The organism is Stenotrophomonas sp. SY1 (genome assembly GCF_021202945.1).
GTDB lineage: Bacteria > Pseudomonadota > Gammaproteobacteria > Xanthomonadales > Xanthomonadaceae > Stenotrophomonas.
Map to the genome: position 1 here is coordinate 1,990,137 of NZ_JAJOYR010000001.1, position 13,473 is coordinate 2,003,609.

Genomic DNA, 13,473 nt, shown 5'->3' on the forward strand with positions numbered 1-13,473 from the left:
TAGGCCGGAGTCACGCTCCGCTGGGACCTTGCCGGGAAGGTTTCTGCCGAGCATGGCTCGGCGCTGCACAAACCCGCTTTCAGGAATTGGCGATGCGGATGGCCGCCGCTGCGGTCAGCGGCGCCAGCACCGCACTGACCAACAGCCCGGCGCCCAGCATCAGCAGGCCGCTGCTCGGATCCAGGCCCTGCGCCGACGCGGCAACCGAGCCGGCGCCGAATACCAGCACCGGCACGTACAGCGGCAGCACCAGCAGCGCCAGCAGGATGCCGGCACGGCGCATGCCCACGGTCAGCGCCGCCACCACTGCGCCCAGCAGGCTCAGCAGGGGGGTGCCCAGCGCCAGCGAGGCGACCAGCACCGGCAACTGCTCGCGCGGCAGGTGCATCAGCTCGGCCAGCAGCGGGCTGATCAGCACAAGAGGCAGTGCGGTGGTCAGCCAGTGCGAGAACACCCGTACCGCGACGAGCCATGCCAGCGGGACCGGTGCAAGCAGCCATTGCTCCAGTGAGCCATCCTCGGCGTCACTGCGGAACAGCGTGTCCAACGACAACAGCCCGGCCAGCAGGATCGACAGCCACAGCACCGCCGAGGCCACGCTTTGCAGCAGTTTGGGTTCGCCGCCCAGCGCCAAGGCGAACAAGGCAACTACCAGCAGCGCGAACAGGATCGGCTGGGCCGCATCGCCGCGTCGGCGCCAGAGCAGCCGCAGGTCGCGTGCGAGCAGTGCCCTGGCGGCGGACAGCAAGGTCGGTTGCGGGCCGGGCAGGCTCATGCTGCATTCTCCTGTGCCGGTTCACCGCCCAGCACGAGTGTGCGGTTTCGGACCGGCGGTGCGGCATAGGCGCCGTGCGTGGTGACCAGGGCTGCACCGCCGCTGCGCAGGTGGGCCGAGATCATGCGGTTGACCAGGTTGATGCCGTCCAGGTCGAGGTTGGCGTAAGGCTCATCGAGCAGCCACAGAGGGGCCGGCGAGAGCCACACGCGGGCCAGCGACAGGCGCTTCTTCTGGCCGGCCGAAAGCTGCCGCACCAGTGTGTCCTCGTAGCCGGCCAGGCCGACGATGGCCAGCGCGTTGCCGGGCATCTGCCGTGCGCGGCGACCATGCAGGCCGCACATCAGGTGCAGGTTTTCCAGCGTACCCAGGTCCTGTTTGAGCGCGGTGAGATGGCTCAGGTAGGCGATGTAGCGGGAGCGATCGGTGCTGCCGGCGGGGAGCCCGTCGATATCGATGGTGCCTTCATCCGGATGCAGCAGGCCAGCCAGCACACGCAGCAACGTGGTCTTGCCGGCGCCATTGCCGCCTTGTACGAGCAGGGCTTCGCCGGCATCCACATGCAGATCCAGGGGGCCGAACACCGGGTCGTCGTTACGGGTGAAGCGCAGGCCGCGTGCGGCAAGCAGCGGCGGGGTGTTCGGTGAGTCAGTCATCGGATCGGTGGGTCCGTCCTGGAAGTGACAGCGCAGGCTGTCAGGTGCGTGGGCGGCGGCATTATAGACCCGAGCCAAGCCGGTTCATGGTCCGGCACTGCGCCGCGGCGCTGCGCAGTGCCCCCGGTCGCTGGCTTTGCGTACACTCGCTGCTTTCTTCCCCCGCGTGTACGTAACGATGCAGCCGCAGACCAAGTTGCCCAAGGTGGGCACCACCATCTTTACCGTGATGTCGCAGATGGCCGCCGAGCACGGTGCCGTCAATCTGGGCCAGGGCTTTCCCGATTTCCCGGCGCCACAGCGGCTGATCGACGAAACCGCCAAGGCCATGCGCGAGGGTTTCAACCAGTACGCGCCGATGACCGGCGTGGCACCGCTGCGCCAGGCCATCGCGCAGAAGGCGCTGGACTGCTATGGCGCCCAGGTCGACCCGGACAGCGAGATCACCGTCACTTCCGGTGGTACCGAGGCGATCTTCAATGCGATCCATGCCGTGGTCCGCGCGGGCGATGAGGTCATCGTGCTGGACCCGGCCTATGACTGCTACGAACCAGCCATCGACCTGGCCGGCGCGCGCGCGGTGCACGTGGCGCTGGACCCGCAGACCTTTACCGTTGACTGGGACAAGGTGCGCGCGGCGATCACGCCCAGGACCCGCATGCTGATGGTCAACACCCCGCACAACCCGTCCGGCGCGATGCTGTCGGCTCAGGACATGCAGGCGCTGATCGAAGTGCTGCGCGGCACGGATATCTATCTGATCTCCGACGAGGTCTACGAGCACATCATCTATGACGGCGTGCGCCACGAATCGGCGCTGCGCTACCCGGAGCTGCGCGAACGCGCCTTCGTCATTTCCAGCTTCGGCAAGACCTACCACTGCACCGGCTGGAAGATCGGCTACGCGATCGCACCGCCGGCGTTGACCGCCGAGTTCCGCAAGGTGCACCAGTACAATACCTTCACCACTTACAGCCCAGCGCAGTACGGCTTTGCCGCGATGATCCGCGACGAGCCCGAGCACCACCTGGAGCTGGGCGCGTTCTACCAGGCCAAGCGCGACCGCTTCCGCGAGCAGTTGCTGACCACGCGCCTGAAGCCGCTGCCGGTGCCGGGTGGCTACTTCCAGCTAGTCGATTACTCAGCCATCAGCGACCTGCCGGACCATGAGTTCGTGAAGTGGCTGACCATCGAGAAGGGCGTCACCGCGATCCCGCTGTCGCCGTTCTACGAAACCCCGCCAGCCGGGCAGCGCCTGGTGCGGCTGTGCTTCGCCAAGAACGACGCCACGCTGGATGCGGCAATCGCTCGTCTGCAGGCGCTCTGAGGCCGGCCGACGTGGGTGCGGGCCAGTGGCTGTTCTGCGTGCTGCTCTGCGGCTTCCTGGTCGCCGTGGCCCTGCGCGGCTGGCTGTTCTTCTCGGTCGTGCAGGAAGGGCTGCGCGAGCGTGGGGTGGCGGTGGATGACGGCTGGTTGGCCGTACGCGGCAGCTTCAGCCGCTACACCCGGACCTACCTGACGCTGCTCGATGCCCAGGAGCAGTGCCAGCCCCGCAATCGCTGGGTCGCCCGGCTGCAGTGGCTGGTGCCGTTGCTGGGTGCAGGCATGGCGCTTGGCGCGATCCTCGCTTCTTCGCTTACAGGACAATGATGATCATGCAGGACCTTCGTATCTCGCTCGTGCAGGGCGACACCCGCTGGCATGACCCGGCCGGCAACCGCGCGCACTACGCCGCGCTGCTGGCGCCGTTGGCCGGCACCACCGACCTGGTGATCCTGCCGGAAACCTTCACCAGCGGCTTCTCCAACGACGCCATCGACAAGGCCGAGGACATGGACGGCCCCACTGTTGCCTGGATTCGCGAACAGGCGCGCGCGCTGGGCGCGGTGGTGACCGGCAGCGTGCAGCTGAAGGTGGGCGAGGGCGTCTTCAACCGCCTGTTGTGGGCCACGCCGGAGGGTGAGCTGCATCACTACGACAAGCGTCATCTGTTCCGTTACGCAGGCGAGCACAAGCGTTACGCCGCAGGCGGTGCGCGTCTGAGCGTGGAATTGAAAGGGTGGCGGATCAATCCACAGATCTGCTACGACCTGCGTTTCCCGGTGTTCTGCCGCAACCGTTTCGATGTAGAGCGGCCTGGGCAGATGGACTTCGACCTGCAGATCTTCGTCGCGAACTGGCCGTCGGCGCGCGCCTACGCCTGGCAGACGCTGGCGCGCGCGCGGGCAATCGAGAACCTGTGCTACGTGGCGGTGGTCAACCGCGTCGGCGTGGATGGCAACGGGCTGCACTATTCCGGCGACAGCGCGGTGATCGATTTCCTGGGCCAGCCGCAGCTGGAAATCCGCGAACGCGAGCAGGTGGTTACCACCACCATTTCCGCCGCAGCGCTGGCCGCGCACCGTGAGCGTTTTCCGGCGATGCTTGATGCCGATGTTTTTGACCTGTCCGGGCCGGTGGTTGCCCGCTGAACGCTGGCCGGACACCGTGCGTGCAGGCGACCAGCAAGATGCGGGCCGCCTGCTAGGCTCAGCGCCGGTATCAATACGAGCAAGGGTGCGGACCATGAAGAAGCTGTTGGTGACATTGGCAATGCTGGCTGCAGGCGGCACGGCACCGGTTGCGCAGGCGGCCGGCAACATTGATTGCGAGCTGCACTACAACCTGTCCGGCTGGTCGGTGTTCTACAAGACCGCTGAGGGTACCGGCACGGTGACCTGCGACAATGGCACCCGGTTTCCGGTGAAGATCAGCGCCAAGGGCGGTGGCCTGACGGTCGGCCGCACCACCATCACCGACGGTCGTGGCAAGTTCAGCGGCGCCTATTCGGTCAACGACCTGCTGGGCAGCTACGCGGCGGTGGATGCACACGCCAGCGCATCGCGGGCCAACGACGCGCAGGTGATGACCAAGGGCGACATCTCGCTGGCTTTGGCCGGCACCGGTCAAGGCTGGAGTCTCGGCGTGGGTTTCGGCAGGTTTGTGATCGAACGTCGCTGAGGATTGCTGATCCTGCGAAAGCCCAAGAGGTTGCTTTCGCTTTCCACTCTGCAGAACAGGGACAGCAGTTGCTTGAGCCCCTCTCCCGTTTACGGGAGAGGGGTTGGGGTGAGGGGGCTTCTGGCAGGCGAACTTCCAAAGGCCGCCTTCATCGGCCCCTTCGGGGCAGCTTCTCCCCCGGCGGGAGTAGGGAAGTCGTAGTCCGCAACCTTCAGCTGTTTGAGTCGCCCCGCAGCCAGCGTTTGCTTGAGCTGCTCTCCAGCCCGCAATCGCCCGTTGCTTGAGCCCTTTCCCGCTTATGGGGGAGGGTGCGGCTGTGCTCAGGGTTATGGATCACTACCGAGCAATACGAAAAAGCCCGGTGCAGTGCACCGGGCTTTTCTCTGCTTCCACGCCTGCCAGGCCTGAGGCCTGGCGGGCAGTCAATCAAGCGCCACGCGGGCCGCGATTGCCGCCGCCGCCCGGACGGCCACCGCCACCGGGGCGACCCGCGCCACCCGGACGGTTGCCACCCGGACGCGGTCCGCCAGACGGACGACCGCCGGGGCCGCCCGGGCCACGGTTGCCGCCGCTCGGGCGGGCACCGGCCGGACGCGAGCCGTACGGGCTGAAGCCCGGATTGGCGTGGTCGGACGGGAAGCTCGGGGCATTGCCCGGATGGCCGTACGGGTGCTTGCGCTGGCCCTGGCCGGCACCTGCGCCGCCGGCACCCTGCGAACGACCCTGGCCGCCTGCGCCCTGCGGGCGACCCTGACCCGGACCACCACGGCCGGCGCCTGCTGCACCCGGGGCGCCGCCCGGACGCGGCTTGCCGTACGGGCGGGCCTGGCCTTCGCCGGCCGGACCGCGACCCGGGCCACGGTTGCCGCTCGGGCCGGCATTGCGATGACCGCTGGGGCCGGTGCTCACGCCTTCGGGCACGTACCAGGTACGGAATGCTGCCGGGTTGCCATCGGGCAGGCTGCGGTCGCCGCTGGGCTTGCGCTGCTTGAACGGCTTCTGCGACTGCTTGGCTGCCGCTTCGCCGCTGACCGTCAGGCCGCCCTTGAAGCCGCCACCCTTGCCGCCACGACCGCGGCCGCGGTCTTCGCGCACGTTGTCGAAACGACGCAGCTCGCGACCTTCATCGGCGGTGCTGTGGCCGTTGACGTAGGCGTTGCTGCGGCCACCTTCGCGCACGCGCACGGTGGTCTTGGCGGCCTTGCGCTGGCCGATCACCGGCTGCAGGGTCAGTGCCGACGGGGTGCCTTCTTCCAGCTTCAGCTGGGCGCGCAGCGCCTCGACCTGCGGGCTGGTCAGCTCCACCGACTTGCCGCGCATTAGTTCGCGCGGCAGTTCGATCTTGCCGTAGCGGGTGCGCTTGAGGCGGCTGACCTGGCAGCCCTGCGATTCCCACAGGCGGCGCACTTCGCGGTTGCGGCCCTCCTTGACGACCACGCGGAACCAGTCGTGCGAATCGGTGCCGCCAATGCGCTCGACTTCGTCGAACTTGGCGCCGCCGTCTTCCAGCAGCACACCGCGACCGAGGCGCTCGATGATGGCGTCGGATACCTTCTCCTCGCCTTCCGGAGCGCGCACGCGCACCACGTACTGGCGTTCCACTTCGAAGGACGGATGCATCATCGCGTTGGCCAGCTCACCGTCGGTGGTGGCAAGCAGCAGGCCGGTGGTGTTGATGTCCAGGCGGCCGATCGCGATCCAGCGCGCGCCCTTGAGCGGCGGCAGCGCCTCGAACACGGTCGGGCGGCCTTCGGGATCGTCACGCGTGGTGACTTCGCCTTCGGGCTTGTTGTAGATCAGCACGCGCGACGGGTCGGTCAGCGCGCTGGCCACGAAGCTGCGGCCGTCCAGGTCGATCTTGTCGCCGCTCTTGATCGACATGCCGATCTGCGCGGTCTCGCCGTTGACCTTGACCAGGCCGTCGGCGATGCGCTGCTCCAGCGCACGGCGCGAACCCAGTCCGGCCTGGGCCAGGACCTTGTGCAGGCGCTCTTCGAGCTTGGGCTGGTCGGTGCCGGCTTCGCGCTTGAGCGAGAGCTTGTTCAACGTCGGCTTGCGGGGGGTGTCACTCATCTGTTTTGCTCCGGCCGGCGTTTTCCGCGTCGGCCTCATGGTCGGAATCGGCTACGTCAACAGCCACGGTCGTCTTCGCGACGGCGTTGTTTTCGGTTTGTTCCACTTCCGCCGCGCGCTCTCCCGGCGCGGCGTCGGGTTCGCCCGTGAGGGCGGTGTCGGATGCGGCGGCCGTCGAATCGTTGGGTTCATCGGCTGCTGCGGTGTCTGTGTTGCTGGCTTCGTCCGGACCGGCTTCGTCGTTGGCGGCGGCGCCAGCGGTCAGCGGGGCGGCCGGCTGGCCATTGCCATCCAGTGGCAGTTGCGGTTCCAGTTCGCCAATGTCGCGCAGTTCGGACAATGGCGGCAGTTCGTCCAGGCGCTTGAGCCCGAAGTAATCCAGAAAGCCCTTGGTGGTCCCGAACAGGGCCGGCTTGCCTGGTACGTCGCGGTGGCCGATCACCCGGATCCATTCGCGCTCTTCCAGTGCCTGGATGATGTTGCTGCTCACCGCCACGCCACGGACCTGTTCGATCTCGCCGCGGGTGATAGGCTGGCGGTAGGCGATCAGGGCCAGGGTTTCCAGGGTGGCGCGGGTGTAGCGGGTCTTGCGTTCGGTCCACAGCCGGGAAACCCAGCCGTGGACTTCGCTGGTGATCTGGTAGCGGAAGCCGGAGGCCACCTCAACCAGTTCCACGCCGCGCCCGGTGCAGCCTTCGCGCAGCAGTTCCAGCGCGCGTTCGACGCTGCCCGGCGGCGCCGGTTCGTCTTCCGGAAACAGACCCTGCAGCTGCGCCAGGGTCAATGGCAGGTTCGAGGCCAGCAAGGCGCCTTCGACAATGCGGTTGATCAGCGGTTGATCCATGCGTCGGGTCGGTGGCTCAGGCGGGGTCGGTGGCGTCGGCGTCATCGAACTCGCTGGAGAACTGCAGCGGTGCGTTGGTGTTGCCGGCGGCGAGGGACTTCACGTAGATCGGGGCGAGCGGTGATTCCTGCACGATGTCCAGCAACTGCTCCTTGGCCAGTTCCAGCGATGCCAGAAAGGTGACCAGGACGCCGAGCTTGCCTTCTTCAGCGGTGAACAGCGACTCAAAACGGTAGAACTTGCCGTCTTCCAGCTGGCTCAGCACATCGCCCATGCGCTGCCGCACGCTCAGCGCCTCGCGCTTGATGGCGTGGCCGCTGAACAATTCAGCGCGCTTGAGCACGTCGTGCAGTGCCAGCAGCATTTCCTTCAGGTCCACTGGCGGCGGCAGCTTGACCTGGGTGCGCTCGGGCACGAAGGCGTGGGCCAGGCTGGTGTCGCGGTCCTGACGGGGCAGGCTGTCGATGTCCTCGGCGGCCTGCTTGAAACGTTCGTACTCCTGCAGGCGGCGCACCAGCTCCGCACGCGGGTCGGCTTCCTCGCCTTCCAGGGCGGGTGGGCGCGGCAGCAGCATGCGCGACTTCACCTCGGCCAGGATTGCGGCCATCACCAGGTACTCGGCCGCCAGTTCGAAGCGCAGCTCCTGCATGACGTTTATGTACTCCACGTACTGCCGGGTGATCTCGGCAACGGGGATGTCCAGGATGTCCAGGTTCTGCCGGCGGATCAGGTACAGCAGCAGGTCCAGCGGGCCTTCGAATGCGTCGAGGATGACTTCCAGCGCGTCCGGCGGGATGTACAGGTCCTGCGGGATCTGCAACACCGGCTGGCCATGTACCACCGCCAGCGGCATTTCCTGCTGCTGCGGCACGTGGGACGGTGCTGGCGGGTTCGCGTCGTGCGCGAGTTCGGAAGTCATCTGGTTGACATCGGGTATTGCGAGCCGTGGTGTCCCGGGGTCATCCGGGATGAGGGTTCTGCCCTTGATATTCGCAAGCCATGCGCGCTTGCCTGGCGCGCGTCCACACAACAACAACAAGGCGCGCCGCGAGGGGAGCGGCAACGTCATCACGAGGAGGTCGTCTACGCGGTCCGGGTGGGGAGGTGCTTCGGTCGAACGACGGGGGACGGGGCCTGCCGTCGCACCGAGCCGCTACTGGCCGGCTGCGTGCAATGGCGCAAAGAGTAATCGCCGGAACCGGGCGGTGTCCAGCCTTGTGACGCTAGACTTGTCAGTGATCCATTCAGCGGACAAGGAGAAATCGGCCCGTGTGGTACGTGATTGAAGGTTATGACGGCGAGCAGGTGCTGGCCGCGCGCATGCAGGCCAGGGCGGAACATCTGGCCCGTCTGCAGGCATTGCTTGACCAGGGCAGGCTGCTTCTGGCCGGTCCTTGTCCTGCCATTGACGCCGAAGACCCCGGCCCGGCGGGCTTCAGCGGCAGCGTGGTGATTGCCGATTTCCCGGACCTGGCCGCCGCGCGCGCCTGGGCCGACGCCGATCCGTACGTGGCTGCTGGCGTTTATGTAAGGGCGGACGTGCGGCCATTCCGCAAGGTGCTGCCGTGAACCGGGTGGAGCAGATCCGGGTTGCCCTGCAGGCGGCGTTCAGCCCGCAGCTGCTGGAGGTGGAGGACGACAGCCACCGTCATGCCGGGCACGCGGGGGCGCGTGACGGGCGTGGCCACTTCAACGTGACCGTGGTCAGTGACGCTTTTGCCGGCAAGGCGCCCTTGGCGCGCCACCGGGCGGTCTATGCCGCGCTGGGCCGGATGATGGAGACCGATATCCATGCCCTGTCGATCAAGGCGTTCACACCGCAGGAGCATGCGGACAGGGGCTGATGAGGCCTGGCCGACCGGGTTGGTGGACAGGCTCTGTCCATCAACCGGACAATCGGACATGACAAACGGTTTACAGACAGTCCTGGAAACGCTTACATTCCGCCCCATCCCGCTGTGGAGGGCGTGACGGTGAGCAAGTCGGCAATCACCATCAAGGATGTCGCCCGAGAGGCGAATGTTTCTGTCGCCACCGTCTCGCGGGCCCTCAACGGGCATCACAACGTCGCCGAACCGGTGCGCAAGCTGGTGTTGGAGGTGGCCGACCGGCTGCGTTACACCCCGCACGCGGCGGCGCGCAGCCTCAGCAGCCGCAGTACCCAGACCATCGGTGTGGTGCTGCCTGACCTGCATGGCGAGTTCTTTTCCGAGCTGATGCGCGGTATCGACGGTGTCGCCAGTGCGCATCGCTGGCATCTGCTGGTGTCCAGCTATCACGGTGACCCGCAGCAGCAGCGCGGTGTGCTGCAGGCAATGCGCGGGCGGGTGGACGGCCTGCTGCTGCTGTCGCCCTATGCCGACAACGCCGAGTTCCTGGCGGACAACCTGCCATCGGCCATTCCCACTGTATTGATCAACACGCCTCTGGTCGGGTCGCAGCATGCGGTGTTCAGCATCGACGACCATGCCGGTGCGCTGGCGATGACCCGGTACCTGCTCGACAGCGGGCATCGGCGCATTGCCTTCATCGGCGGGCCTGCCCGCAATCAGGATGCGCAGGAGCGCTTGCGGGGGTTTCGTGACGCGATGGCGGCTGTGACCGATGCCGAGCCCATCGAGCTGCCCGGCGGCTTTGACGAAAGCTCCGGTCACACGGCAGGGTTGGCATTGTTGCAGCACGGGCCGCTGCCCGATGCGGTGTTTGCCGCCAACGACATGATGGCGCTGGGTTGCCTGTACGCCTTCAACCAGGCCGGGGTACGCGTGCCCGAAGAGATCGCACTTGCCGGTTATGACGACATCCCGCTGGCACGCTTTGTTCACCCGGCATTGACGACGATGCAAGTGAGCATCGCCGAGCTTGGAGAGCGGGCAATGCAGCAACTGCTGCAACAGATCGATGACGAAGCGGCCGTGAACAACGGCCTGACCTTGGTCCCGCACCTGGTGGTGCGCGACTCGACCCAAGCCCGAAGCCGCTCCTGAAGAAGCGCGCACGGGTGCAACACCATCGCAATTGTCTGGCAGTTCAAGCTGCCGTCGTGGAGAGAGCAGAAGCATGAACAACCCCACCCGGCAGATGCCGCCAACGCGCAGGCTGCTCAGCTGTGCACTTGCCAGTTGCCTGTTGCTGGGCGCCGCACCCGTGTTTGCACAAAGCACCGGTGCCACCATCCGTGGCCAGGTGATGGCCGATTCGGCGCCGGCCGGACAGGCACAGGTGACCGCCACCAATACCGCCACCGGTCTGACCCGCAGCGTGCAGAGCACGGCCAGCGGCAACTATTCGCTGGCCGGCCTGCCGCCGGGGACTTACCGGCTGGACGTCAATGTTGGTGGCCAGACCCGCAGCCAGAACATCACCGTGCAGGTCGGGCAGACCGCGACGGTCAACCTGGGCGTGGGCGGTGTGAGCGAAACCGCGCAGGGTGGGGCGGCGACCACGCTGGACGCGGTGCAGGTGATGGCGCAGGCGCCGATTGAAACCAAGACTTCGGAAATCGCCACCTACATCACGCCGCAGCAGATCCAGGCGCTGCCGCAGGGCACGCGCAACTTCCTGGCCTTTGCCGACACCGTGCCGGGCATGATCTTCGAACAGAACCCGGCCAATGGTTCGACCAAGTTGCGCGGCGGTGTGCAGAGCGCCAACAACGTCAACGTGTACATCGATGGCGTGGGCCAGAAGAACTACGTCACCCAGGGCGGCATCACCGGGCAGGACGCCAGCCGTGGCAACCCGTTCCCGCAGCTGGCCATCGGTGAATACAAGGTCATCACCTCCAACTACAAGGCCGAGTACGACCAGATCAGCTCGGCTGCAGTGACTGCGGCGACCAAGTCCGGTACCAACGAGTTCAAGGGATCGTTCTTCTGGGATTACACCAACCAGGACTGGCGCGAGGCGCGTGAAAGCGAGAAGAACGGCGTCGGCAAGACCCGCTCCGGCGAGAAGCAGTACGGCGCAGCGTTTGGTGGCCCGATCGTCAAGGACACCGCGCATTTCTTCGTTACCTACGAGGGCAAGGAATACAACGCGCCGCAGGACCTGGAGCCGGGCGATGGCTGGTTGCCTGCCGAGCTGCCGCAGCAGTGGCGCGACCAGTTGGGTGCGGCGGCCACGCCGTTCAAGGAAGACCTGTACTTCGGCAAGCTGGATTGGTCGATCAATGAGGCCAACCTGCTCGAACTGACCTACAAGCGCCGCGAGGAAAGCGAGATCGGCAATGTCGGCGGGCAGAGTGCGCCCAGCTACGGCACCGACACCGGCGTCACCGAGGATCGCTACGACCTGCGTTGGCAGTTCTCCAGCATGAATTGGCTCAACGATGCCCACCTGACCTATGAGAAGGCGTTCTGGACCAAGGCGCCGGATATCTACGGCAACGGCATGGTGCTCACTGACGGCACCTCGGATACCGGCGACCAGATCTTCCGTATCGGTGCCGGCGAGGGCGGCCTGCAGGACAAGGGGCAGAAGGGCTGGTCGTTCCAGAACGACACCACCTTCTTCGGCTGGGAAGGGCACACCGTCAAGTTCGGTGTGAAGTACAAGCAGGTCGACCTGGATACCACCGAGCAGCAGCCGTACAACCCGCAGTTCTACTACGACATCCACGAAGGCGGAACGGTGCCGTACTTCGTGCGTTTCGGCAGTGGCGCGCTGGGCACCGGCGGCGGCGTGGTGGTTTCCAAGAACAAACAGTTCGGCCTCTACATCCAGGACGACTGGGATGTGACCGACCGCCTGACCCTGAACCTGGGCCTGCGCTGGGACTACGAAGAAACCCCGTCGTACCTGGACTACGTGACCGGCCAGGAAGTGATCGACGCACTCAACAGCCAGGACACGCAGGGCGGAGCGCCGGCCGGGCAGACCTACGCGCAGACGCTGGCGCTGGGTGGCATCGACATCAATCGTTTCATCAGCACCGGGGGCAACCGCAAGGCCGACAAGGGCGCCTTCCAGCCGCGTCTGGGCTTCTCCTACGACCTGAGCGGGGATGAGCGCCACGTGCTGTTCGGTGGAATTGGCCGTTCCTACGACCGCAACCTGTTTGATTACCTGCAGCTGGAGCGCAGCAAGGCCTCGTTCCCGACCCGCGAGTTCAAGATCAACAGCGCCGGCCATCCCTGCGACACCAGTGCCCCCAACTGCCTGGCGTGGAGCCCGCAACTGCTGGATCGCGACTACCTGATGTCGCTGGCCAACTCGCCCGATGCCGGGCGTGAAGTGTGGATGTTCGACAACGACCTGAAGACGCCGTATTCGGACCAGATCAGCCTGGGCATCCGCAACAGCTTCAGCCTGATCGGGCATGACTGGAACAGCTCGGCCACCGTGCAGTACATCCGTTACAAGGACGGCATGCTGATCATGCGCGGCAATCGTTTTGCCGATGGCGGCTATTACGACGCCGGCGGCAGCCCATGGAATGCACCGGGCCTGCCCGGGCCGCTGGGCAACCTGATCGTGGCCACCAACGGCTTCGAGTCCAAGAGCACCGCGCTGCTGCTGGGCCTGGACAAGCCGTACACCGCCGAGAGCCCGTGGAACCTCAACGTCGCCTACACCTACACCGACGCCAAGCAGAACATCCACGAGAAAGACCCGGCCTACGGTTGGTATTACCCCGGCGGCGGCTGGTACAGCGGCGCATGGGTGCCGCGTCATCGCCTGGTGGTCAGTGGCTTCACCGACCTGCCGTGGGGCATGAGCGTCTCCGGCAAGCTGACCCTGGCCAGCAAGATCGAGCGCTGGGACGTGGACGACACCAGCGGCTATCAGACGCCACGCAGCTGGGAGCCGGACGGCTCGCTGGGCTTCAAGCAGTTCGACATGTCGCTGACCAAGACCTGGGACACCGGCACCGACCTGAAGCTCAAGGTGCGCGCGGATCTGCTCAATGCCTTCAACTGGACCAACTGGGGCGGTTACGGCATCAACTGGAGCAGTGGTGTGGTCAACAGCTGGGACCAGTACCAGACCCGTACCTTCAAATTGTCCTTCGGGCTGGATTGGTAAACCAAACCCCGGCCGCCACAACCGGCGGCCGGGACCTTACGCACATGCATTGCTTGCCCTGTCACGGGAATGTGGCAGCCTGAAACTCTGTTACGGAT

13 protein-coding genes are annotated in these 13,473 nt (G+C 66.1%); 8 read left to right on the forward strand and 5 right to left on the reverse strand.

All coding sequences use genetic code 11. The annotated features are described in order from the left end of the window. Positions 1-79: 79 nt before the first annotated feature. Both ccmB and ccmA read right to left on the reverse strand, forming a co-directional pair. Complete coding sequence (gene ccmB / locus LR961_RS08375) at positions 80-775, reverse strand: heme exporter protein CcmB (RefSeq protein WP_232148145.1); 696 nt, start codon at positions 773-775, stop codon at positions 80-82. Beyond that, positions 772-1,431: a heme ABC exporter ATP-binding protein CcmA gene (gene ccmA / locus LR961_RS08380; RefSeq protein ID WP_232148147.1), complete on the reverse strand. Its 660-nt coding sequence runs from the start codon at positions 1,429-1,431 to the stop codon at positions 772-774. Before ccmA ends, ccmB begins: the two co-directional genes overlap by 4 nt. A gap of 178 nt (positions 1,432-1,609) precedes the next feature. Here ccmA and LR961_RS08385 point away from each other — a divergent pair, with 178 nt between their 5' ends. The 4 genes from LR961_RS08385 to LR961_RS08400 all read left to right on the forward strand — a co-directional run bounded on the left by LR961_RS08385 (position 1,610) and on the right by LR961_RS08400 (position 4,431). Further along, the gene (locus tag LR961_RS08385) at positions 1,610-2,758 is read left to right on the forward strand and encodes a pyridoxal phosphate-dependent aminotransferase (protein ID WP_232148149.1); all 1,149 of its coding nucleotides are present in this window, start codon (positions 1,610-1,612) and stop codon (positions 2,756-2,758) included. Between the two features lie 11 nt (positions 2,759-2,769). Then, positions 2,770-3,081 (forward strand): hypothetical protein, encoded by a 312-nt coding sequence (locus LR961_RS08390; RefSeq protein ID WP_232148151.1) that lies wholly within the window; start codon positions 2,770-2,772, stop codon positions 3,079-3,081. Positions 3,082-3,086: 5 nt separating this feature from the next. Further along, positions 3,087-3,902 carry an amidohydrolase gene (locus tag LR961_RS08395; RefSeq protein ID WP_232148153.1) on the forward strand — a complete coding sequence of 272 codons (816 nt, stop codon included), beginning with the start codon at positions 3,087-3,089 and terminating at the stop codon, positions 3,900-3,902. Between the two features lie 94 nt (positions 3,903-3,996). Further along, the gene (locus LR961_RS08400; RefSeq protein ID WP_232148155.1) at positions 3,997-4,431 is read left to right on the forward strand and encodes a hypothetical protein; all 435 of its coding nucleotides are present in this window, start codon (positions 3,997-3,999) and stop codon (positions 4,429-4,431) included. Positions 4,432-4,857: 426 nt separating this feature from the next. Here the strand turns inward: LR961_RS08400 and LR961_RS08405 are convergent, their stop codons facing one another. The 3 genes from LR961_RS08405 to LR961_RS08415 are packed head-to-tail and all read right to left on the reverse strand — an operon-like array spanning position 4,858 to position 8,267. After that, the gene (locus LR961_RS08405; protein WP_232148157.1) at positions 4,858-6,504 is read right to left on the reverse strand and encodes a pseudouridine synthase; all 1,647 of its coding nucleotides are present in this window, start codon (positions 6,502-6,504) and stop codon (positions 4,858-4,860) included. Continuing rightward, positions 6,497-7,348: an SMC-Scp complex subunit ScpB gene (gene scpB / locus LR961_RS08410; RefSeq protein WP_232148159.1), complete on the reverse strand. Its 852-nt coding sequence runs from the start codon at positions 7,346-7,348 to the stop codon at positions 6,497-6,499. The genes LR961_RS08405 and scpB overlap by 8 nt, the downstream gene beginning before the upstream one ends. 16 nt (positions 7,349-7,364) lie before the next feature. Further along, on the reverse strand, positions 7,365-8,267 hold the full coding sequence (locus LR961_RS08415; protein ID WP_232148161.1) for a ScpA family protein: 903 nt from the start codon (positions 8,265-8,267) through the stop codon (positions 7,365-7,367). 350 nt (positions 8,268-8,617) lie between these two features. Between LR961_RS08415 and LR961_RS08420 the strand changes: the two genes are divergently transcribed. From LR961_RS08420 to LR961_RS08435, 4 genes are all read left to right on the forward strand, one after another. After that, a complete protein-coding gene (locus LR961_RS08420) occupies positions 8,618-8,917 on the forward strand; it encodes a YciI family protein (RefSeq protein WP_232148163.1) in 300 nt (99 codons plus the stop codon). Beyond that, complete coding sequence (locus LR961_RS08425) at positions 8,914-9,192, forward strand: BolA family protein (protein WP_232148165.1); 279 nt, start codon at positions 8,914-8,916, stop codon at positions 9,190-9,192. The genes LR961_RS08420 and LR961_RS08425 overlap by 4 nt, the downstream gene beginning before the upstream one ends. Positions 9,193-9,321: 129 nt before the next feature. Continuing rightward, complete coding sequence (locus tag LR961_RS08430; RefSeq protein WP_232148174.1) at positions 9,322-10,335, forward strand: LacI family DNA-binding transcriptional regulator; 1,014 nt, start codon at positions 9,322-9,324, stop codon at positions 10,333-10,335. Positions 10,336-10,408: 73 nt separating this feature from the next. Then, positions 10,409-13,375: a TonB-dependent receptor gene (locus LR961_RS08435; RefSeq protein WP_232148176.1), complete on the forward strand. Its 2,967-nt coding sequence runs from the start codon at positions 10,409-10,411 to the stop codon at positions 13,373-13,375. Positions 13,376-13,473: the final 98 nt, after the last annotated feature.